Here is a 21,463-nt window from a genome sequence, read left to right as displayed (position 1 = left end):
TTACAAGGGGTGACCATGGACCCGCTTGAGTGAGCCCGGGTCCGGTGACCGGGGCGGTGGGGCGGGGCAGCAACAGACATGGAATCCTGCTCTCATGCGTGTCTGGCACGGTTTGGACCAGGTGGAGCCCGAGTTCGGCCCGTCGGTCGTCACCATCGGCAACTTCGACGGCGTGCACCGGGGGCACCAGGAGGTGCTCGCGCACGCCAAGGCGCGGGCGGCCGAGCTGGGTGGCCTGCCGGTGGTCGCGCTCACCTTCGATCCGCACCCGATGGCGGTCCTGCGGCCCGACCGGGCGCCCGCGATGCTCAGCGAGCCGGTGGAGCGGGCCGAGATGCTCGGAAAGCACGGCGCCGACGCGGTGCTGATCCTGCCGTTCGACAAGGAGGTGGCGAGCTGGCCGCCGGAGGATTTCATCGAGCGCGTCCTGGTCGGCACACTGCGCGCCAAGGCGGTCGTGGTCGGCGAGAACTTCCGCTTCGGCCACAAGGCGGCCGGGCACGTGGACACGCTGGTCGAGGCCGGGGTGACGCACGGGTTCCAGGTCGAGGGCCTGAGTCTGGCCGGGGACGGGCAGCCGTGGTCGTCGACGTACATCCGGGGGCGTATCGCCGAGGGTGACGTCGAGGCGGCCGCGGATGCGCTCGGGCGGCCGCTGCGGATCACCGGGGTCGTCGTGGAGGGTGACAAGCGTGGCCGGGAGCTCGGGTTCCCGACCGCGAACATCCCCGCGGACCCGCACGCCGCGATCCCGCTGGACGGCGTGTACGCGGGCTGGCTGACCGTGCTCGAGCCGGCTCCGGGCACTCCGTCGTACCCCGAACCGCTGCCGGCTGCGATCAGCGTGGGCAGCAACCCCACCTTCGACGGCGTGGACCGGCGGGTCGAGTCGTACGTGCTGGACCGCGACGACCTGGAGCTCTACGGGTCCACGATCGCGGTGGACTTCGTCGCCCGGCTGCGCGGCAGTCAGATCCGGTTCGACACCATCGACGAGCTGCGATTCCAGATCAAGGCCGATGCCGACGGGGCCCGCCGCATCCTGGCAGGGAATTAGGGTGGCGCGTCCACGGACTGATACGCTGGCTGCTGCCGTCTGAACGGCCGCGGACAGAGAGTGCTCGGGTGAAGAATGCCCCGGTGCGCCGCGCAACGGAAATCGAGAGGAACTCCGTGTCATCTGTTGATGCCGCAACGAAGAAGAAGATCATCGGTGAGTACGCCCTGACCGAGGGTGACACCGGGTCCCCCGAGGTCCAGGTCGCGCTGCTGACCCACCGCATCGCCGATCTGACCGAGCACCTCAAGGAGCACAAGCACGACCACCACAGCCGTCGTGGCCTGCTGCTTCTCGTCGGTCAGCGCCGCCGGCTGCTGAACTACCTGGCGAAGAAGGACATCAACCGCTATCGGTCCCTGATCGAGCGGCTCGGCCTTCGCCGATGACGTCGCGAGGAGCGGCCTCCCGATTCCGGGGTGGCCGCTCCTGGCGTATCCGTGCCCAGACTGGGTACGGCACAACCGAATAACCAAGCGACAAACGAGACGCCGCGGAGCGCGTAGCGGGAGGACGACCGGTCCTCGGTAGTGGCTCTCGGGTGCGGACTGCACACACAGCAGTTGGCACCCGCGGGCCTCGATCGAAGACCGGCACCCCGGAAGCTCGCGCCTCGCAGTCGTCGACCGTGAGAGAGGGGTATCCCGTGTCGGGATCCACCAGTGTGCCCATGGAGGGCGCAGATTTCGCTGAAGCCGTCATCGACAACGGCAGCTTCGGCACCCGCACCATCCGCTTCGAGACGGGCCGTCTGGCCCAGCAGGCCGCCGGTTCGGCCGCCGCCTACCTCGACGGCGACACGATGGTGCTGTCGGCCACCACGGCCAGCAAGAAGCCCAAGGACCAGTTCGACTTCTTCCCGCTGACGGTCGACGTCGAGGAGCGGATGTACGCCGCGGGCCGCATCCCTGGCTCGTTCTTCCGCCGGGAGGGCCGCCCGTCCGAGGAGGCCATCCTGACCTGCCGGCTGATCGACCGCCCGCTGCGGCCGTCGTTCGTGTCCGGCCTGCGCAACGAGATCCAGGTCGTCATCACCGTCCTGGCGCTGAACCCGGACAAGCTGTACGACGTTCTCGCCATCAACGCGGCGTCGATGTCGACCCAGCTGGCCGGCCTGCCGTTCTCCGGCCCGATCGGCGGCGTCCGCGTCGCGCTGATCGAGGGCCAGTGGGTGGCGTTCCCGACCCACACCGAGCTCGAGGACGCGGTCTTCGACATGGTGGTCGCGGGCCGGGTGACCGATTCCGGTGACGTCGCGATCATGATGGTCGAGGCCGAGTCCACCCCGGGCACCTTCGACGCGGTCGCCGGTGGCGCGCAGGCGCCGACCGAGGAGATCGTCGCCGAGGGCCTGGAGGCCTCGAAGGCGTTCATCAAGACCCTGGTCGAGGCGCAGGCCGACCTGGCCGCGCGGGCCGCGAAGCCGACCGGCGAGTTCCCGGTCTTCCCGGACTACCAGGACGACGCGTTCGCCGCCGTCGAGGCCGCCGCCACCGAGGAGCTCAGCCAGGCGCTGACCATCGCCGGCAAGGCCGAGCGCGAGAGCGCCACCGACGCGATCAAGAGCGCCGTGGTGGAGAAGCTGGCCGCCGACTTCGAGGGCCGCGAGAAGGAGCTGTCCGCGGCGTTCCGGTCGCTGACCAAGAAGCTGGTCCGGCAGCGGGTGCTGAAGGACAAGGTCCGCATGGACGGCCGCGGGCTGGCCGACATCCGGCCGCTCAAGGCCCAGGTGCGGGTGCTGCCGCGGGTGCACGGTTCGGCGCTGTTCGAGCGCGGCGAGACCCAGATCCTGGGTGTCACCACGCTGAACATGCTGCGGATGGAGCAGCAGCTGGACACGCTCTCCCCGGAGACCCGCAAGCGGTACATGCACAACTACAACTTCCCGCCGTACTCGACCGGTGAGACCGGCCGGGTGGGTTCGCCGAAGCGTCGCGAGATCGGTCACGGCGCGCTGGCCGAGCGGGCCCTGGTGCCGGTGCTGCCGTCCCGCGAGGACTTCCCGTACGCGTTGCGTCAGGTGTCCGAGGCGCTCGGCTCCAACGGCTCGACCTCGATGGGTTCGGTCTGCGCCTCGACGCTGTCGCTGCTGTCCGCCGGTGTGCCGCTGAAGGCCCCGGTCGCCGGTATCGCGATGGGCCTGATCTCCGGTGAGGTCGACGGCAAGACCGAGTACGTCGCGCTGACCGACATCCTCGGCGCCGAGGACGCCTTCGGCGACATGGACTTCAAGGTCGCCGGCACAAAGGACTTCGTCACCGCGCTGCAGCTGGACACCAAGCTGGACGGTATCCCGGCCAGTGTCCTGGGCGCGGCCCTGACGCAGGCCAAGGACGCCCGCCTCACCATCCTGGACGTGATGGCCAAGGCCATCGACGCGCCGGGTGAGATGAGCGAGTTCGCGCCGCGGGTCATCTCGGTGAAGGTCCCGGTCGACAAGATCGGCGAGGTCATCGGCCCGAAGGGCAAGATGATCAACCAGATCACCGAGGACACCGGCGCCGACATCTCGATCGAGGACGACGGCACCGTCTACATCGGCGCGACCGACGGCCCGTCGGCCGAGGCGGCCCGGGCCGCGATCAACGCGATCGCGAACCCGACCATGCCGGAGAAGGGCGAGCGCTACCTGGGCACGGTCGTGAAGACGACCAACTTCGGTGCGTTCATCAGCCTGCTGCCGGGCAAGGACGGCCTGCTGCACATCAGCAAGCTGCGCGGCCTGGCCGGCGGCAAGCGGGTCGAGGCGGTCGAGGATGTCCTCTCGGTCGGCCAGAAGCTGCAGGTCGAGATCGCCGAGATCGACGACCGGGGCAAGCTGTCGCTGATCCCGGTGGTCGAGGGTGACGACAAGGCCGACGAGAAGGCGGCGTCCTCCGCAGGGGCCGAGGCCGCAGAGGCCGAGTGACCCGAGCGATCACCAGCACCCTGCTGAGCCCGGAGGCGGGCGGTCCGGTGAAACGGACCGTCCTGCCCTCCGGGCTCCGGGTTCTGTCCCAGTCCGAGCCGGGCTTCCGCTCGGTCACCTTCGGCGTCTGGGTCGGTGTCGGCTCCCGGGACGAGCCGGAGCAACTGGCCGGTGCGACGCACTTCCTCGAGCACCTGCTGTTCAAGGGCACCGAGCGGCGCGACGCGCTGGAGATCTCCGCCGCGATCGACGCGGTCGGCGGCGAGATGAACGCGTTCACCGGCAAGGAGTACACCTGCTACTACGCGCGGGTGCTCGACTCCGACCTGCCGCTCGCGGTCGACGTCATCTGCGACATGATCACCTCCGCCACGCTGACCAGCGCGGACCTGGAGAGTGAGCGCGACGTCATCGACGAGGAGATCGCGATGCACGCCGACGAGACGTCGGACCACATCCACGACCTCTTCGCCGAACAGCTGTGGGGCACGTCCCCGCTCGGCCGTTCGATCACCGGTACGCCGGAATCCGTGGCCGGACTGTCCCGCCGGCAGGTGGTCGGGTGGTACCGCCGCCGCTACAAGCCGGCCAACATCGTCGTCTCGGTCGCGGGCAACGTCGACCACACCGACGTGGTCCGCCTGGTCCGCAAGGCGTTCGAGCGCCACTGGGTGACCGGCGAGGCCGAGCCCGCCCCGGTGCGCCGTGGCTCCGGCCGGCGGGTTCCGACGTACGGCGGGGTGCGAGTGCACCACCGGGATGTCGAGCAGGCGCACCTGGTGCTCGGGATGCCGGGCCTGGTCCGCAACGACGAGCGCCGGTACGTCGCCGGCGTCCTGCACGGGATCGTCGGCGGCGGTATGTCGTCGCGGTTGTTCCAGGAGGTCCGGGAGAAGCGCGGTCTGGCCTACTCGGTGTTCACCTTCGGTTCGGCGTACGCCGACTCCGGCATGGTCGGCGTGTACGCGGGCTGCCTGCCGAAGAAGGCCGGCGAGGTGCTCGACGTGGTCCGGGCCGAGCTGGAGTCGATTGCCAGCGGCAACATCACGCCGGACGAGCTGCTCCGTGGCAAGGGCCAGATGCGTGGTTCGGTGGTGATGGGCCTGGAGGACACCGGCGCCAAGATGACCCGGATCGCCAAGGCCGAGCTCGTGTACGGCGAGCTGCCGACCGTGGACCAGATCCTGCACCGGATCGACGCGGTCACCCTCGACGACGTCATCCAGCTGGCCGCGGACCTGTACGCCGGCACCCCGGCCCTGACCGTGATGGGCCCGTTCGACGAGGACACCTCGGCCTTCACGCTCTGAGCAGCCTGGGTCCGCCTCGACAGGCTCTCCCGGCAGGCGCAGACTGGCCGTGCAAAGGGGGCCTGGGGGAGGGGCTGCGGGAGCTGGTCATGAGCACGATCACGTCGGAAATCCAGGCACTCGGCGACGACTTCCGCGGGGAGCTGGTCCATCCGGGCGAACCGTCGTACGACGAGCTCCGGAGTGTCTGGAACGGGTCGATCGACCGTCGGCCCGCACTGATCGCCCGCTGCACCGGTGTCGCCGACATCCGGTCCGCGCTGACGTACGCGCGCCGCACCGGTCTGCCGGTCGCGGTGCGCGGCGGCGGGCACAGTTTCCCCGGCCATTCGACCTGCGACGGCGGTGTCGTGCTGGACCTGTCGCCGCTGAAGGGGATCCGGGTCGACCCGGTACGGCGTACCGCCCGGGCGCAGGCAGGTGTGCTGCTCGGGGAACTCGATCGGGAAACCCAGGCGTTCGGCCTCGCCACGCCGTCCGGCATCGTCACGCACACCGGAGTCGCCGGGCTCACGCTCGGCGGTGGGATCGGGTGGCTGATGCGCAAGTACGGGCTGACCATCGACAATCTGCTCTCGGTCGACCTCGTCACCGCCGAGGGCGAACTGCTGACCGCGAGTGAGGATGTCAACGCCGACCTGTTCTGGGGTATCCGGGGTGGTGGCGGGAACTTCGGCATCGTGACCGAGTTCGAGTTCCAGCTGCACCCGGTCGGGCCGATCGTGTACGCCGGCCCCATCATGTGGCCGATGGAGGAGTCGCCGCGGATCCTGCGCTTTTACCGGGACTGGATCACCGGCGTACCCGACGAGCTGACCACCGCGGTGATCCACCGGTGGATTCCGGCGCTGCCGGCGATCCCGCCTGAGCTGCACGGCCGGCCCGTGGTGGTCGTCCTGGCCTGCTACGCCGGCTCGATCGAGGACGGCGAGCGCGTCGTGGCGCCGCTCAAGGCGTTCGCGCCGCCGCTGCTGGACCTGTGCGCGCCGAAGCCGTTCGTGGACGTGCAGGCGATGTTCGACCTGAGCTACCCGCACGGCAGGTGGTACTACATGCGCGCGTGTGACGTCGCCGAGCTGACCGACGAGGTGGTCGACATCGCGGTCGAGCGCGGTCTGGCGATCAGCGGGCCGCTCACGTCGTACCCGATCTACCACCTCGGTGGCGCGATCTCCCGGGTCCAGGCGGACGCCACCGCGTTCGGCGACCGCTCGAACGGCCACACCTTCAACTTCGTCGCCGCCACGCCCGGGCCGGAAGGCTTCGAGGAACAGCGGCAGTGGGCCCGGGACTCCTGGCGGGCGATGGAGCCCCACCAGAGCGGCGTTTACGTCAACTTCCTGACCGACGAGGGCACCGACCGGATCCGCTCCGCGTACGGCGCCACCGCCTACGACCGCCTGAAAGACCTCAAACGCAAGTACGACCCCAACAACCTCTTCCACCTCAACCAGAACATCCCACCTCAGTGACCCGGCAACCGTTCGAGAAGTTGTGTCGCGCCACCACGTGATCTGCCGCTGGGGGCGGCCGGTTCGCCGCACCAGTGGAGTGAGGGCCGCCGCTCGCCCCGGTACGACCTGCCCAGGCTGATAGCTTGACTGCTCCCCGCCGCCCGGACGTCGCGAATCGTCACCGAGCAAGGTAGCGGGCAGAGGCGTCGGAGGAGGTCGCGGAAGTCGCGGTGGGGCCGGGCGAAGCCGAACTGATCGCCGAAGCGGCCGTTGCGAGTCGATCGCAACGGCCGCTTCTTGTACTGGCAGCTACTCAGTGGAAGTCTCTCCGCCGATCAGCCGCCTGTGAGTGTGATCAGCCGACTGCGTAAGTGCTGCCGGCGTCCAGGCCTGCCCGTGCCCAGGTGGCCGGGGTGTACCAGACGCCCGCCCGCTGGAAGCGCTTCGCCGTCAGGCTGTCCACGCGGTACTGGTTCGCGCTCAGCACCACCTCGCCCGCCGGGATCGGCGAGCCGCTGTTCTGTACCATCCCGGTCGACTGAACCCCGGCGTGCATGCGGATGAAGTTCCCGCTGACCGTCACATCACGCAGGACGTTCGTGCCCCAGGGCCCGGTGCCGCGGGTGCGTGACTGGATCGAGACTCCGTTCACGTTGTCCACCACACTGTTGTTGCGAACCGCGACGGTGTTGGAAGTGTTCACGTTGATCCCTCCGCCGTCCCACAGCGACGTTCCCGAATTGCGGCCGGTGCCGAAGCCGTTGCCGGCGATCCAGTTCTTCTCGATCACGCCGTTGCGGCCGATCTCGAAGCGGATGCCGTCCGCGGCGTTGGTCCTGATCGAATTGCCGGAGAACAATCGGTTGTCATCGTAGGCGTCACTCCACAGCCCTACTCCGAGATTATTGTGAATCATGTTTTCCAGCACCGATCCGCCGGTCGACCAAGTGGTCTTGAGGCCACCGGACTCCCAGTCGGCGATCCAGAATCCGTCGGTGTTGTTGGCGGTGATGTAGTTGCGGGAGATCGTCGCGCTGACGGCCTTGTACTGGCCCATTCCGAGCTGCCCGTTGTGGTGAACGTTGTTGCGCAGGACCCGGGCGTTGTCGGCCGTGACCATCATGATCCCGACCGCGTGGTTCCAGCGCACGTCGTTGGCCCACACGTACCACTGCTTGCCGACGACCAGGGCTCCGCCTTGGGGGGCGGAAGCGAAGTGCTCGATGGCGAGGCCGCGAACCGTGACGCCGACGGCGGTCGACTGGATCGCCGTGCCGGTCTTCGACATCTCAACTGCCTTGCCGGTCGGATCGGAGCCCAGGTAGATCGCGTTGGTGGCGTAGTTGGCGTAGAAAGTCCCGGCCTTGACGGCCGCCTGGCTCGCGACGCGGGTCAGATGGACTCCGTTCACGAAGATCTGCTCTCGCAAGCCACAGATGTTCGCGACGTTGTTCTCGCACTGTCCTGACGCGGCGTAGGCGGCAGGTAAGTGACCGGTCGCTCGCCACTGGCCGCCGGTGGCGGTCCAGGTCGGCAGGCGGATCGAGCCGGTGAGCAGAGCGCCGCTGACGCCGACGAGGCTGTCACCGTTCTTGGGCTTGAGTGTCTGTCCGATCCGGTGGGTGCCGGCGGCGAAGCAGAACGTCGTACCGGCCGGTGCCGCGGCGATGACAGCAGCGGCGTTGTGGGTCGTCTGGATCGACGTTCCCTGACAGGCGGTGGTGAGGTACCTGGGCCCGACGGTGAAGTCGGCCATGGGTCCGGTGGGGGCCGCCGAGGCGGCCAGGGTTGTCGCTTGCGCCACTGGTGCGGCGAGACCGCCCGCGGCGAGGGCCGCGACGATCATTGTGAGCGAGGTATTCACGAGCTTCATAATTAGTGCCTTCCACGACAGGTCGCTAAAACGCGACCTATCAGCGACATTACGCTAGATAACCAGGTGAATACGGAAAGTGAGAAATGTTAGGAAATCCGGGACCGCGGGTATTTTGGGGGGAAATCATAAAATGCGGGACCTTAGTCCTTCGGCCGGCCCGTCAACTCAGGACCAAGACGCTCGCGGCCGGCCAGAAACTGAGGACCAAAGTCCCATGAGAGAGAACGGAAGCCTCGGATCGCGAAATTTCGGCGAAGGGAAAATTCAGGACCAAAGTCCTGCCGGGGCGGCGGAAATCGGTGACCAATGCGAGTTGCGGACAGGCATGACTCCTCTGGTCGGTAAACGTTGGAGGGGTGTCTGCAAGCCGCGCCCCCTGGGATTTCTCACCAGCGACCTCCAGGGCCATGGCCCAGATCACATCGCTCTCACGGCGACGTGAGCAGATGGAGGTGTTCCGGCAGGGATGCGCCGGTACGTCGTACACCTGCCGGTGCAGACCGTCTCCTGCCATTTCGCCGAACAGGCCCAGACCGCTTACGCCCCGGCGGCCACGGCTTGATGCCGCCCGGGTAATCGCGGAGTGATGGCCTAAGGTGTCGGCCGTGGAGTCGGTGGCCCGAACGAGCACGCTGCGTAGGCAGATGGTGTTGCTTATCGGTGTGATCGTGGTTTCCGGTGGGCTCGCCGCATGGTGGGTGCTGACCGCAGGACGGGCCGCGAACGAGGGCTTCGACATCACCGACGAGGGCTATTACCTGCTGTCCTACCGGTGGTGGGACCAGAACCCGCTCGCGCTGACCGGGGTGCAGTACCTCTACGGCCCGGTCTTCGAGTGGCTCGGGTACGACATCGTCCGGCTGCGGTTCTTCCGGCTGCTGACCGTGGTCGTCGTACACCTGCTCTTCGGCTACAGCTTCATGCGCTGGCTGCGCGGGCGGCGGCCGGGTGCACCGCCGACCAAGCTGTGGGAGTTGGCCGGGATGGCGACCATCCTGGCAGCCGGCGGCATGTGTTACAGCTGGCTGCCGATGTCGCCCGGCTACAACGACGTCATCCTGCTCGGGGCGCTGACGCTGGTCGCGTGCGTGCTGTGGATGGCGACCGCGGTGGATCGCGGTACGCCGGTGCCGTTCTGGGTGCTGGTGGTCGCCGGTGTCGTGATCGGCGTGATGGTGCTGGCGAAGTGGACGTCGATCGTGCTGATCGGGCTGATCGTGCTCGCGGCCCTGATCGTGCTGGCCGGGCAGGGCTGGCAAGCTGTTGCCCGAGGCATCGGTCTCGCGCTGGCCGGGCTCGGCCTGGCCGCGCTCGTGGTGCAGCTGTTCGTGGTCCGGCTGAACGTCGCGGTGCCGGGGATCGTGACCGTGAACAGGTTCATCGCGGAGACGTCGTACTCGCCGACCGCGCTGCTGGAGGTCTACTGGTCGACCGGTCTCGACCTGCTCGGGAGAACCCTGCGCCAGCACGCGATCCTGCTGTTCGCGGCAGCCGTCGCGGTGATCGGCCGCTGGCCGTGGCTGCGGATCCTTGCCGCGGTTCTCGCGGTGGCCGGGTTCGTGTTGTCGGTCCGGCGGGTCGTCATCGACGATGCCGCGGTCGGTGGGTCGGCCCACACCTCGGACTACACCGTCACGCTGCTGGCCGCCGTACTGGTGGGGCTGGTGACGGCTGTCACCGCTGTGGTCGCGGGACGGTACGGGCTGACGCGGCGGTCGGCGTTGAGCCGGGAGAACACCCGCGGCTGGGTCGTTCTCGGGCTGCTCCTGGTCTTGCCGATGGTGCAGGCGTTCGGCACGAACAACCCGCTTTACACGATCGGCTTCAATGCGTTCGCCGCGTGGGTCGCGGTGCTGATCGCGGTGGTGACCGGGATCTGGGCGGTCCCGGTGGTGGCGCGCATGACCGTCGGCCTGGTCACGGTGGCGTCGCTGGTGGCGGTGGCGTCCATCTCCTACAGCGGGATGTTCCTGCACCCGTACCGCTCGGTCGGTCATGCCGAACTGACCGAGCCGGCCACGCTGCAGCCGTTGAAGGGCGTCTACCTCCAGCCCTCGGCGGCGCGGAAGTACGCCGAGCTCGAGGCCGTGCTGCGGCCGTACCTGCAGCCGCCCGGCCGGCCGGTCCTCGCGTTCGACAAGATGGCCGGGCTGGTCCTGGTCCTGCAGGGCAAACCTGTCGGCGAGGCGTGGGTCGCGCCGAAGGAGCGCAACCGGACGGCCGCGGGGATCGAGGAGGTCTGCCGGCAAGGCCAGCCGTGGAGTCCCGGCCGGCCGCCGATCATCCTGCTGAACCGCCGCATCTCCGACGTCGAGATCACCGCGCTGCGTGCCTGCGCGCTGGACTTCACCGCCGACTACGAGCTGCTGGCTCCGCCGCAGCAGACGATGAACCTGCAGGTGTACGTGCCGCGTGCCGAAAGAGTCACCGCGACACCCTGACTCGGGCCCGAGCGGCCTGATGAGATCCTTGGGTCGGTCGAAGTCTGTCGAAAGGGTGCGGATGATCAAGGTCGGTGTGCTCGGGGCCAAGGGCAAGATGGGCGCTCAGACGTGCCTCGCGGTGGACGAAGCCGACGACTGCGAGCTGGTCGCCCGGCTCGACCATGGCGACCAGCTGGACGAGCTGACCGCGGCAGGCGCCGAGGTGGTGGTCGATTTCACCCGTCCAGAGGTGGTGATGGACAACCTGGCCTGGTGCATCGACCACGGCATCCACGCGGTCGTCGGCACCACCGGGTTCGACGACGACCGCCTCGCGACGCTGCGTGGTCTGCTGGACAAGAGCCCCGGCACCGGTGTGCTGATCGCGCCCAACTTCTCCATCGGCGCCGTGCTGATGATGCAGTTCGCCGCCAAGGCAGCGCGGTACTACGAGTCGGTCGAGATCATCGAACTGCACCACCCGGACAAGGTCGACGCTCCGTCGGGTACGGCGCGCCGTACCGCCGAGCTGATCGCGGAGGCGCGCCGGGCAGCCGGGGCCGGGCCGATCCCGGACGCGACCACCACGGCGCTCGACGGCGCGCGCGGCGCGGACGTCGACGGGATCCGGGTGCACGGCGTCCGGCTCCGCGGCCTGATCGCGCACCAGGAGGTGCTGTTCGGCGACACCGGCGAGACGCTCACCATCCGGCACGACTCGATGGCCCGGGTCTCGTTCATGGCCGGCGTCCTGCTCGGTGTCCGCCGGATCGGCGGCACGCCGGGTCTCACCGTCGGCCTCGAGCACTTCATGGACCTCGACTAGGGCGGGAGGCCCCGTGACCGGGAAGCGGACCGCGGTCGTGCTGGCGGTCGTTTTCGGCGTGTACGCCGTACTGCTCGGCTGGCGTGGCGTGCTGCTGATCGGCACCGGCGATCCGGTCGCGGTCGGTCTGGGGATCGCCGTACTGGTCATCCCGGTGCTCGGGGCGTACCTGGTCTGGCGCGAGCTGCAGTTCGGCCGCCGTACCGAGGTTCTGGCGCGCGAACTGGAGGCGGTCGGCGGTTTGCCGGTCGACGATCTGCCGCGCCGGCCGTCCGGCCGGATCGACCGGGCCGCGGCGGACGCGGCGTTCGAGAAGTACAAGGCCGAAGCCGAAGCCGCGCCCGAGGACTGGCAGGTCTGGTTCCGGTTGTCGACCGCGTACGACGCGGCCGGCGACCGGCGACGAGCCCGCGCCACGATGCGCACCGCGATTGCGCACCACGACCGGTCCAGCTGAGTTACTCGGGAGTTGGCGGTCAAGGGAACTGACAACCCGGTGCGGAACGGGATACTTTCAGTGGAAGGCGCGTGGCAACCGTCACGTGTGGGTCGGAGACTGGGCGGAGCCGTCCTGTGCCATCAGACGGGTCTCGCCGCGGCACGGACGATATGCAGGGGGCAGGTTTCGGCGATCTGTTGCGGCGGCACCGGCGTGAGGCCGGGTTGTCGCAGGAAGGTCTGGCCGAGCTCGCCGGTCTGAGTGTCGACGCGATCGCGGCATTGGAGCGGGGACGCCGTCGTGCGCCTCGGGCGCATACCTTGCGCCTGCTCGCCGACGCGCTCCGGCTCGGCCTGGCCGACCGGGCGCAGTTCACCGCCGCCGCCCGCCGCGACACCGAGTCCGCGCAGGTCCAGCTGCGCCGGCCGCCCGCCCCGCCGAACGAGCTCATCGGCCGCATCACCGAGTTGACGGCGACCAAACGCTTGCTCGGGCAACGCATCACCCGGCTGCTGACCCTCACCGGGCCGGGCGGAGTCGGAAAGACACGCCTCACGCTCGCACTGGCGGCTGAGCTGGAGGACAGCTTCCCCGACGGCGTCTGCTGGGTTCCCCTCGCCTCGCTCACTGATCCCGCCGGCGTGATCCCGGCCGTCGCGGCCTCGACCGGTCTGCACCCGATGGAGAACACCCAGCTCGTCGAGACGATCGCCGAGCAGATCGGCCGCCGGACCATGCTGCTGGTGTTCGACAACTGCTCGCACGTGGTCGCCACGGTCGGGCAGATCTGCGTCTCACTGCTGGAGTACTGCCCGAACCTGTCGATCCTCGCGTCCAGCCGGGAGCTCCTCCGCGTCCCCGGCGAGAGTGTGTACGTCGTCCCCGCGCTGGCGCTGCCGCACGACGAGGACCAGCTCGAGTCGGCCGCCGCCGTACGGCTCTTCGTCGAGCGAGCGACCGCCCGGGGCTACGACGTGGACGGCCAAGTCGACCAGATCGCCCGCGTCGTACGGCGGCTGGAGGGGATGCCGCTCGCGATCGAGCTGGCCGCGGCCCGGACGAACGTGATGACCGTCGAGGAGCTCGCGTCCGAGCTGGAGACGTCGTTCGGCATCCTGGCCGGCGGACCGCGGACGGCCTCGCCACGACAACAGTCGATGTACGGCGCGATCGAGTGGAGCCATGACCTGCTGACCCCGGCGGAGCGGGAGGTGTTCGCGCAGCTGTCGGTGTTCGTCGGCGGGTGGACGCTGAGCGCGGCCGCCACAGTCATGTCCGGGCAGCCGTCACCGGGGCCCCTGGAGCGAGCCGAAGCGCTCGACCTGACCGGACGGCTCGTGGACAAGTCGCTGATCCGGGTCACCAGGCGCAGCGGTGTTGGGCGGTACTACATGCTCGCGGTGATCCGAGAGTTCGCCGCCGACAGGCTTGGGGCCGCAGGCTTGGCGGACGAGGCGGCCCGTCGGCACGCGCACTTCTACATCGGTCTGGCCGAGGAAGCCGAAACCCGGCTGCGCGGCGAGAGCCAGGCGGAGTGGCTCGAACGTCTCGACAATGAGCTCGACAACCTCCGGGCAGCCATGGGCTGGTCCTTGCGGACACGGTCGGTCAAGGAGGCCCTGCGGCTGGCCGGTGGGCTATGGCAGTTCTGCTACCTGCGAGGGCACTATGCGGAGGGCAGTCAGTGGCTCGAGCGCGCTCTGGCCTTGGTAGAGACCATGCCCGCGGCGGAGACCGCCGCGCTGGCTCCCGCGTGTGCGAAGGCGAACCTGGGCGCAGGGATGCTCGCGTTCCTGCAGTGCGAGTACGACGCGGCGACCGCACGGCTGAGAACCGCACTGACGCTGTACAAGGAGCTGGGCGACACAGCCGGTACGGCGCTGGTGCTGCAACGGCTTGGTGGGATCGCCCGGGAGCGCGGCGACTATGCGGCCGCCGAGGACCTGCACTGCGAGAGCTACGACCTGTACGAGAGTCTTGGCGACAGGGCCGGGATGGCGTGGGCACACAACCACTTGGGCTTCGTCGCCTGGCTGCGCGGTGACCTCGAGGTCGGTGCCCGGCGGTGTCGTCAGGCCCGGGACAGCTTCCGGCTGCTCGGCGATGGCGAAGGACTCGCCTGGTCGCTCATCAGCCTCGGGACGATCGCGCAGTACAGCGGTGACCTGATCGAGGCCGAGGACCTGCTGCAGGAGAGCCTGGCGTTGTCCCAGCGGCTCGGATACCGCGAAGGTGTCGCCTGGTCGCTGAACCAGCTCGGCATCGTCGAACGGCGTCGCGGCCTGACGGAGCGCGCCGTACACCTGCTGGACGAGAGTCTCGCCGAGCACCGGGACCTGGGCGACCGGTGGCGGTCGGCGAGTGTGCTCGAAGAACTGGCGACCGTCGCACAGCAGCGGGGAAGGAGTGAGTACGCCGCCTTCCTGCTCGGGGCCGCGGACGACGTCCGCGAGGTCATCGGCGCCCCGGTGCCCGAGATCGAGAAGGCCGACTACCTGGCTACCCGGACCGCGATCGAGCAGTCGCTCGAGCGCCGGGCGTTCCGGGCCGCCTGGTCGGCCGGCCGAGCCGCTCCGCTCGCCGCCGTGGCGGACGGGTACCCACCCGCCCCGCACAGCCCGGACCACGACCGCACCGGCCGGCTCTGAGCGTCTCCACCGCAGCCCCAGGGAGACAGGCAGCGGGCAGAAGAAACCGATCAGCAGTCCACCAGAGCTGCTGATCGGATGGAGCCTCGCGGAGCACCACGACCTGGGGGATCGACGGTACCCCGCGAGGGATCTGAGCGCGCGGGCTGCGAGTCACGGACTCGGCCGGCTGTGTCCCTGTCTGACCCCCCAGGCAGTCCCCCCACCCCACAGCCGGCCGAAACCGTATCGGCGATGTCGCCCCTCGTCGATCCCTCCCAGTCGACGGGCGGTTCCTCCGCGCTGACTCAAGGTTGTCGAAATCACACTCTGTCGCACAGGGACGGAACCCTGACATCGCCCTGACAAATATGTCCTGACAACGAAAGCCCTCCGACGACTTCGCGGACGGTGATCACGAAATCCCGGTGGGTAGGGGATTCTGCCTGAAATCGTGCGGTTTTATTGCCCTATCGGGCAGTTGGCGAAACTTCGCGGACTCATTGCAAATAGCCCGAGACGGCTTTGGTGAGTCCGGCGATCCGGCGCAGCGGTGTGTGCGCCTGGTACGCCTGGCCGGCGCCGTACTCCTCCGCGCCTGGCGGTGGGGACGACGGGGCCGGGATGCCCTCGCCGACGCAGGTGACGTCCTTGGCCGGTGCCTTACCGGTGGTGAGGAACGCGTTGACGATCTTGTCGGCGCACTGGTTCACGCCGCCGTAGATGCCGTGGTCGCCTTCCCGGCTGACGGTGACCAGGCGCGAGCCGGCGTACCGGTTGTGGGCCGATACCGCGAGCGAGTAGTTCGTCGCCGGGTCGTGGACCGACTGGACCATCAGCGTGGTCGGCAGGCCCTTGCCGGTCGGCTGCGGCATGGTCAGGTTGGGGCGGTCCCAGTAGAAGCAGGGGTTCTCGTTCATACCCCATCCGAGCAGCGGGTACTTCGGCCCGAGGCGAGCGGCCAACTGGTCGCCGTACTCGCGTCCCTGCGGCCACGGGGTGTCGTTGCAGGTGATCGCGGTGAAGGTCGCGCCCTCGGCGTCGTCGCCGACGATCCGGCCGAGTGGACGCAGGCCGACGGTGTCGCGGGACGCACGGCGTACCAGCTCGTGCTGCCGGGCGAGTGACAACGCGTCCACCTTGCGCTGTGCGGCGCGCGGACCGTCGGTGGTCTGCGCGGCGGAAAGGTCGCGAAGAAATGCCAGGTCGACCGCGAGCGAATAGAAGTCGATCTTCGTATACATATCCCCGGTGACGATCTCGTCCAGGGCGTTCTGGTCGTAGCTGATCTTGATCGACCCGTCCAGGAACTCCTCGACCGCCGGCTGCTTTTTCAGTGCGGCCCGGAGCTTCTCATAGGTGCGGATCACGGCGCGTGGTGAGTCACCGAGTTTCAGTTGACCGTCGTACTTCGCCGCCCAGGGCGCGAAGTCCTCGCGGAACCGGCGCTCGAACGCCTGCGGCTGTCCGACAAAGGTGTTGATCCACGGCTGGGTGAAGTCGGTGTTGGAGTCGAGCACGAAGCGGCCGACGTGCTGCGGGAAGTAGGTCTGGTAGTAGGCGCCCATCCAGGTGCCGCCGGAGTACCCGACGAAGTCGATCTTGTCGAAACCGAGCAGTCGGCGGATCAGGTCCATGTCCTGAACGGTCTGCGCGGTGGTCACGTACGGGAGCAGGCCGCGGGACTGCCGGTCGCAGTACGGCTGGCTGAGTTGCGACGCCTCCGCGATCAGGTCGAGGTTCCACGGGTCGCGATCGCGCGCGTCCATGGTGTACCCGGGTGCGCCCTGGCAGGTGACGTTGGTGCTGTCACCGGTGCCGCGCGGGTCGAACCCGACCGCGAGGTGGTCCTTCGCCAGCGGCGCCTGACTGGCCAGGTAGGGCGCCATGCCGAGGCCGGCACCACCCGGCCCACCCGGGTTGCCGAAGACCACGCGGCTCGGCCTGCCCTTCACCGGCGCGACCTTGCTGACCGCGAGTTGGATGTCGTTGCCGGAGTACTGGTTGGCCCAGTCGCGGGGTGCGGTGATCTTGGCGCAGAACGTCCGGAGCTCCGGGTCCCCACACTGCTTCCATGCCGGTTTCTGCCTGAGGTACTTGTTGGCCACCGGATGCGCCCGGTCGACCACGGTCGCCTGTTCCATCGATGCGGTCGCCCCGGACCCCGGTACGACGAGAACAGCAGCAGCGGACAGCCCTAGGCCGACGACCAGGGTGAGGTACTTCATGCAGACTCCAGCGGATGGCCACGCGTAATCGGACCGTCGCAATCTGTCATGCCAAGGTTGATCGGTCGAGCACCACCCCCGGCTAGTCGCGGATCCGCTGCGTGCTAAGGGATCTGGTCCATGCCGGTGTCGGTTTGTCGGTGGGGCGGTCTAGGGTCGCCGTACCGAACTGGAGTGGAGGTGCTGGATGTCCGGCTGTGGTGACCTGGTGATCGGGCAGGTGGAGTTCTACTGGGATTTTCATCTGTGGCCGCGGCTGCAGGGCCTCACGGATGACGAGTACCTGTGGGAGCCCGCCGAGGGCGCGTGGTCGGTGCGGCCCGATGAGAGCGGGCGGACCGTTGTCGATGACGACGACCCGGTGCCGGACCCGCCGCCGGTGACGACGATCGCCTGGCGGCTGGTGCACATCGGTGTCGGCTGTTTCGCGACCCGCGTCAGCACGTTCTTCGGCGACGGGAGCGTGCCGGACGACGCGGACATGTTCGACCCGCGGCACATCCCGGCCGACCTACCGGCCACGGCGGCCGACGGGTTGGCGTTCCTCGAGCACTGGTACGGGCGCTGGCGGCAGTCGATTCGTGGCCTGTCCGAGGAGGCTCTGCAGCGTCCGCTCGGGCCGAAAGGGGCGTATTTCGCCGAGGACACCATGCTCGCCCTGATCACCCATGTGAACCGCGAGACCATCCACCACGGCGCCGAGATCTGCCTGCTCCGCGATCTCTATCGCGCCGGTGTGGCAGGTGATCGACGTGCCCGCGTTTGACCTGCACATCGTCTTCGACTGCGCGGATCCGGATCGGGTCGCCCGCTTCTGGATGGCGGCGCTCGGCGGCTACGACTTCCCGGTCGGTGTCCCGGCCGGCTTCGCGTCCTGGGACGAGTGGGCCGACGCCAACGGCATCCCGGTCGACCAGCGCAACGCCGGCCGCACCCTGGTCGACAAGGAACGCGGCACCCGGCCGGACATCTTCTTCCTGCGCGTGCCGGAGTCGAAGCAGGTGAAGAACCGCGTCCACCTCGACATCAAGGTCGCCCCCGGTCTCGACGGCGACGACCGCCGTACGGCGATCGAAGCGGAAGCCGAACGCTTGATCCCGCTCGGCGCCACCGTCGCGAACCGACTGGACGAACCCGACGGTTTTCACATCATCATGCGGGACCCGGAAGGCAACGAGTTCTGCCTGGCCTGAGCGCGAAGGCCGGCCGACGCACCGTGTAGGCCGTTGGTCGCCGGCAGGACCGTCACTCGGCGCCGGGGTCGGTGTGGAGCCGGATCTGCTTGATGCGGACGGATTCGTCGCCGTAGAGATCGAGCTCGCGGTGGGCGCCGTCGGGGGCCCAGCCGGCCTCGGTGTAGAAGGCGCGGACGACGTCATCGGTCGAGTTGACCCACACGGTGACCCGGTTGAAGCCATCGGCGCGGACGGTGTCGACCACGGCGTTGAGCAACCGCGAGCCGTGACCGGCCCGGGTCGCCTCGGGCTTGATCGCCAGCTCGGCGATCAACGCGTCGCGCCGCGGATCGGCGTCCGGGTCGTCCGACGGCGTGATCGCGGCGAACCCGACCAGCGTCCGGCCGGCCAGCGCGACCATCACCCGATTGCGGGCCTCACCAGGAGCGATCAGCGCGGCTCGCCACTGGGCGGCGAACTGCGCCGGGTTGAGGTCGGCGAGCACATCCGCGGGCAGCAGACCGGCGTACGACGTCCGCCAGGCCGCGACCTGGATCTCGCCGATCTCGTTGGCCTCGGCCGGAAGGGCCAGCCGCACGCTGCTCTCGGCCACCGGGCTCTCACCGGACAGCTCCGACAGGTTGGCGGGCTCTGGTACGCCGAAATCACTCATGGCGCCCATCCTCGCAAAGGCCGTTCGCCGTCGGGACGTCGGTCCCACCGGCGAACGGCCGGATGAATCAGTAGACGAGCCGCCGCAGCAGTGTCTCGGCCGGACCGCGATAGGAACGCTTGCTCATCGCGTGAGCGCCGATGACCGACAGCACCCAGACACCTACCGCGATAAGTGCCGCGGTGTACGCCGTACTGCCGAAGTCGAGGTCCAGCGTGAACGGGGCCAGCAGCACCATCCAGCTCACGGACTGGAACAGGTAGCCAGACAGCGAGCGCTGGCCCAGAGCGGAGATCGCCCGTACCGGCAGGGTGAGCTTGGTCAGCCGAGAGACCAGCAGACCGAACAGAGCGATGTACCCAGGACCGCCGAACATCCCGCTGACGTGGGAGAGGTAGCTCAGTGAGTTCACTGCGGCCTGGTCGACGTGCAACCAGCCGGCGCCGACGAGCGCGAGCGGCAGACCGCCCAGGATCGTGATGCTCAGGCCGCCGACGGCGACGCCGGTCAGCAGGCCGCGGTGGGCGCCGGGGTTCTCCAGGATCTGCTTGCGGGCGGCCCAGATCCCCAGCCAGACGACCATGACGAAGCCGATCACGCTCGCGGTGTGCAGCGGGTACTCGTGCAACCGGTCGATCAGACTCTCGCCGTACGACGATGCCGCCAGCGACGGGTTCGGGCTGTTCGTGAGCGAATGCGCGGGACCGGAGCTGCTCATCACCGCGACGACGGACTGGAAGCCGACATAGAGCACGTACAGGAGTTCGACGGCCCAGATGCCGACCGCGATGCGGTGGAACTTGTCCCCGCGGTTGAGCAGCAGCAGCGTGCAGATGATGCCGACGATCCCGTAGGCGCCGAGGAAGTCACCGAAGTACAGCAGCGTCGCGTGGACCGCGCCGAACGCGATCAGCCAGCCGTTCCGCTTCAGCAGGATCCGCCGTACGGCGCTCGGCGCGACGCCGGCAGATCGCTGCCGCCGGGCCAGCTGGACCAGGCCGTAGCCGAACATCACCGCGAACACCGGATAGGCCCGGGCGTCCACGAGAGTGAGCTTGAGGAAGTTGACGACGCGCTCGAGGCCGTGCGGCGTACTTTCGATGCCCGGCTGCCCGGCGAACGCGAAGTTGGCGCTGTTGGCCAGCCCGATCAGCAGCAGCATCGCGCCCCGGATCAGGTCGGGGGCGAGCGCACGTTCCTTACCGGTGACCGGCCCGCGGACCGCCGCGGCCGGGAGAATCTGCATGGTGGTCATGGGGTCCGCCCTCTCGGGAAACTGTGTAGTCCTTCCACTGAAATCCTCCCGGCTCGCCAGTCGCGCACCCAGCGCCCTGCCACCACCCCGACGGTGGACCTACCACCACCCTGGTTGACCCACCTTCTGGTGGGTTCTGCACCCTGATTCCGGGTGCAGCACCATCCACCTCGCTGGCCAACCAGGCACATGCGTCCGGCTTTGTGACACTTGTTGGTTGATCTCGACAGGAAGTGTCACATCTCGGCTATGCTGACGGTATGGACGACAGTTTCCAGGCGACCATCGACGCCGACGGCCGGATCGAGCCGCGGGATGCGATGCCGGACGGGTACCGCAAGACCCTGATCCGGCAGATCGCGCAGCACGCGCACTCGGAGATCATCGGCATGCAGCCGGAGGGCAACTGGATCAGTCGCGCGCCGTCGCTGCGCCGGAAGGCGATCCTGATGGCCAAGGTGCAGGACGAGGCCGGCCACGGGCTCTACCTGTACGCCGCCGCCGAGACGCTCGGTGTGGACCGGGCGGATCTGCTCGACCTGCTGCACAGCGGCCGGCAGAAGTACTCCAGCATCTTCAACTACCCGACGTTGACCTGGGCCGACATCGGCGCGATCGGCTGGCTCGTCGACGGCGCCGCGATCGTCAACCAGGTCCCGCTCTGCCGCTGCTCCTACGGGCCGTACGCGCGGGCGATGGTCCGGGTCTGCAAGGAGGAGTCGTTCCACCAGCGGCAGGGCTTCGAGATCCTGTACACGCTGTGCAACGGCACCGAGGCGCAGAAGGCGATGGCCCAGGACGCGCTGGACCGGTGGTGGTGGCCCTCGCTGATGATGTTCGGCCCGCCGGACTCCGCGTCCACGCACTCGGAGCAGTCGATGGCGTGGGGGATCAAGCGGCACAGCAACGACGAACTGCGCCAGCGCTTCGTCGACATGACCGTCCCGCAGGCCGACGTACTCGGGCTTCGGGTGCCCGACGACGGCCTGTCGTACGACGAGGAGACCGGGCACTACCGATTCACCGAGCCCGACTACACCGAGCTGTACGAAGTGGTGAAGGGTAACGGGCCGTGCAACCAGCAGCGGCTCGCGCATCGGGTGAAGGCGCATGAGGAAGGCGCGTGGGTTCGTGAGGCCGCGGCGGCGTACGCGGCCAAGCAGGCTGCTCGTCGCGAGGGGAGTGCGGCATGAACGAGTGGAGCGAGTTCAT

The 21,463-nt window shown here is 68.6% G+C and carries 16 protein-coding genes; 12 read left to right on the top strand and 4 right to left on the bottom strand.

All coding sequences use genetic code 11. The features are described 5' to 3' along the window. The first annotated feature begins 94 nt into the window (after window positions 1-94). The 5 genes from AB0F43_RS01555 to AB0F43_RS01535 all read left to right on the top strand — a co-directional run bounded on the left by AB0F43_RS01555 (window position 95) and on the right by AB0F43_RS01535 (window position 6,747). Window positions 95-1,057 (top strand): bifunctional riboflavin kinase/FAD synthetase, encoded by a 963-nt coding sequence (locus AB0F43_RS01555; RefSeq protein WP_360469076.1) that lies wholly within the window; start codon window positions 95-97, stop codon window positions 1,055-1,057. Window positions 1,058-1,173: 116 nt separating this feature from the next. Further along, a complete protein-coding gene (gene rpsO / locus AB0F43_RS01550; protein WP_131351575.1) occupies window positions 1,174-1,446 on the top strand; it encodes a 30S ribosomal protein S15 in 273 nt (90 codons plus the stop codon). Between the two features lie 281 nt (window positions 1,447-1,727). Beyond that, the gene (locus AB0F43_RS01545; protein ID WP_360469073.1) at window positions 1,728-3,965 is read left to right on the top strand and encodes a polyribonucleotide nucleotidyltransferase; all 2,238 of its coding nucleotides are present in this window, start codon (window positions 1,728-1,730) and stop codon (window positions 3,963-3,965) included. After that, a complete protein-coding gene (locus AB0F43_RS01540; protein WP_360469071.1) occupies window positions 3,962-5,275 on the top strand; it encodes a pitrilysin family protein in 1,314 nt (437 codons plus the stop codon). The genes AB0F43_RS01545 and AB0F43_RS01540 overlap by 4 nt, the downstream gene beginning before the upstream one ends. A gap of 89 nt (window positions 5,276-5,364) precedes the next feature. Beyond that, window positions 5,365-6,747: an FAD-binding oxidoreductase gene (locus AB0F43_RS01535; protein ID WP_360469069.1), complete on the top strand. Its 1,383-nt coding sequence runs from the start codon at window positions 5,365-5,367 to the stop codon at window positions 6,745-6,747. Between the two features lie 337 nt (window positions 6,748-7,084). On the opposite strand, the gene AB0F43_RS01530 is transcribed toward AB0F43_RS01535, so the two are convergent. Beyond that, the gene (locus AB0F43_RS01530) at window positions 7,085-8,602 is read right to left on the bottom strand and encodes a right-handed parallel beta-helix repeat-containing protein (protein WP_360469067.1); all 1,518 of its coding nucleotides are present in this window, start codon (window positions 8,600-8,602) and stop codon (window positions 7,085-7,087) included. A 647-nt stretch (window positions 8,603-9,249) separates the two neighbouring features. On the opposite strand from AB0F43_RS01530, the gene AB0F43_RS01525 reads away from it, so the two are divergent. From AB0F43_RS01525 to AB0F43_RS01510, 4 genes are all read left to right on the top strand, one after another. Next, window positions 9,250-11,046 (top strand): hypothetical protein, encoded by a 1,797-nt coding sequence (locus AB0F43_RS01525; RefSeq protein WP_360469064.1) that lies wholly within the window; start codon window positions 9,250-9,252, stop codon window positions 11,044-11,046. A gap of 61 nt (window positions 11,047-11,107) precedes the next feature. Then, window positions 11,108-11,854 carry a 4-hydroxy-tetrahydrodipicolinate reductase gene (dapB, locus tag AB0F43_RS01520; protein WP_360469062.1) on the top strand — a complete coding sequence of 249 codons (747 nt, stop codon included), beginning with the start codon at window positions 11,108-11,110 and terminating at the stop codon, window positions 11,852-11,854. A 13-nt stretch (window positions 11,855-11,867) separates the two neighbouring features. After that, window positions 11,868-12,311 carry a hypothetical protein gene (locus AB0F43_RS01515; protein WP_360469059.1) on the top strand — a complete coding sequence of 148 codons (444 nt, stop codon included), beginning with the start codon at window positions 11,868-11,870 and terminating at the stop codon, window positions 12,309-12,311. Between the two features lie 152 nt (window positions 12,312-12,463). Further along, window positions 12,464-14,941: a tetratricopeptide repeat protein gene (locus tag AB0F43_RS01510; RefSeq protein WP_360469057.1), complete on the top strand. Its 2,478-nt coding sequence runs from the start codon at window positions 12,464-12,466 to the stop codon at window positions 14,939-14,941. Between the two features lie 479 nt (window positions 14,942-15,420). Here AB0F43_RS01510 and AB0F43_RS01505 read toward each other — a convergent pair whose 3' ends face one another. Continuing rightward, entirely contained in the window at window positions 15,421-17,148 is a 1,728-nt protein-coding gene (locus AB0F43_RS01505; RefSeq protein WP_360469055.1) for an alpha/beta hydrolase, read from the bottom strand. Between the two features lie 187 nt (window positions 17,149-17,335). On the opposite strand from AB0F43_RS01505, the gene AB0F43_RS01500 reads away from it, so the two are divergent. Both AB0F43_RS01500 and AB0F43_RS01495 read left to right on the top strand, forming a co-directional pair. Beyond that, entirely contained in the window at window positions 17,336-17,914 is a 579-nt protein-coding gene (locus tag AB0F43_RS01500) for a DinB family protein (protein ID WP_360469053.1), read from the top strand. Further along, entirely contained in the window at window positions 17,901-18,341 is a 441-nt protein-coding gene (locus tag AB0F43_RS01495) for a VOC family protein (RefSeq protein ID WP_360469051.1), read from the top strand. Before AB0F43_RS01500 ends, AB0F43_RS01495 begins: the two co-directional genes overlap by 14 nt. 52 nt (window positions 18,342-18,393) lie before the next feature. Here the strand turns inward: AB0F43_RS01495 and AB0F43_RS01490 are convergent, their stop codons facing one another. Next, window positions 18,394-18,996, bottom strand: coding sequence for a GNAT family N-acetyltransferase (locus AB0F43_RS01490; protein ID WP_360469048.1), 603 nt, complete (start codon window positions 18,994-18,996; stop codon window positions 18,394-18,396). A gap of 67 nt (window positions 18,997-19,063) precedes the next feature. Further along, window positions 19,064-20,251, bottom strand: a complete 1,188-nt coding sequence (locus tag AB0F43_RS01485; protein WP_360469045.1) for a DUF418 domain-containing protein — start codon at window positions 20,249-20,251, stop codon at window positions 19,064-19,066. Window positions 20,252-20,511: 260 nt separating this feature from the next. On the opposite strand from AB0F43_RS01485, the gene paaA reads away from it, so the two are divergent. After that, complete coding sequence (gene paaA / locus AB0F43_RS01480) at window positions 20,512-21,444, top strand: 1,2-phenylacetyl-CoA epoxidase subunit PaaA (protein WP_360469043.1); 933 nt, start codon at window positions 20,512-20,514, stop codon at window positions 21,442-21,444. Window positions 21,445-21,463 lie beyond the last annotated feature (19 nt).

This window comes from Kribbella sp. NPDC023972, assembly GCF_040639075.1.
Taxonomy (GTDB): domain Bacteria; phylum Actinomycetota; class Actinomycetes; order Propionibacteriales; family Kribbellaceae; genus Kribbella.
This window is presented reverse-complemented; position numbering and strand designations above follow the sequence as displayed.